This is a genomic window from Vibrio genomosp. F10 str. 9ZD137 (assembly GCF_049974785.1).
Taxonomy (GTDB): domain Bacteria; phylum Pseudomonadota; class Gammaproteobacteria; order Enterobacterales; family Vibrionaceae; genus Vibrio.
Genome location: NZ_JBNGCJ010000771.1, coordinates 1 through 980, shown reverse-complemented (window position 1 = coordinate 980; position 980 = coordinate 1). Strand labels below are relative to the sequence as shown.

General features: G+C 42.8%; 1 protein-coding gene and 1 pseudogene. Both read left to right on the top strand.

The features are described from left to right. A partial coding sequence (locus ACP45E_RS18035) for an IMP dehydrogenase (protein WP_198927754.1) occupies positions 1 to 320 on the top strand: 320 nt, incomplete at its 5' end. 373 nt (positions 321 to 693) lie between these two features. After that, a pseudogene (locus tag ACP45E_RS18030) lies at positions 694 to 980 on the top strand (hypothetical protein); the annotation flags it as partial.

The window sequence follows — 980 nt, the reverse complement described above, 5'->3', positions numbered from 1 at the left end:
GTGGTATGTTAGCTGGCCACGAACAGTCTGGCGGTGAATTGATTGAAAAAGACGGTAAAACGTTCATGAAGTTCTACGGAATGTCTTCTCAGTCGGCTATGGCGAAGCACTCTGGCGGTGTTGCGAACTACCGTGCAGCTGAAGGAAAAACCGTACTGTTACCTTACCGTGGTGACGTAAACGACACTATCAATGACATTCTTGGTGGCGTACGTTCAACGTGTACATACGTAGGCGCAGCAAAGCTTAAAGAGCTAACGAAGCGTACCACGTTCATCCGTGTACAAGAGCAAGAGAACAACGTATTCGGTAAAGAGTGAGTTATGAATCGATAAGGGATTGTTAGTTTCAAAGAGCCGCTATTTATAGTGGCTCTTTTTGTTTGGGATGAACCGTATGCTCGCAGCAAATGGGTGAGTTTTTAAACGTACACGGTGTATCAAAAGGCCATATATGGGGTTCTTTTGAGTTCGCGATTAGAGGAGCGCCAGTGCTACATCGTATAACTCGTTTTTGTTCCAAAATGGGTTGCACCTAGAAGTTCGTACGAAGATGTTAAGGTAACTTTGATATGCAAAAAGTAATGATTAGCAAAACGCAAGACCTAATGGGATGGTCCGCCTCACTCCCAATACGGCTTCAAATGAGCCATGATGCAGGTGCGAACAAACATCAAACAGAATGAGGCGAACCATGACTAATCATAACGTAAAACTTCCCGTTGCGGTGCTAGGAATTGATTTAGCAAAAAATAGCTTTCAACTTCATGGCGTTGATATCAATGGCGTAACAATACTTAAAAAGAAATTAGCTAGGAAAAAGTTAACCCAATTTATTGCTCTCATGCCACCTTGCATTATTGGCATTGAAGCGTGTGGTGGCTCAAATTACTGGGTAAGAGTATTCAAAAACTTTGGGCACACCGTCCATATGATTGCCCCTCAATTTGTAATGCTAATTAAAAGGGACACACACTCTAA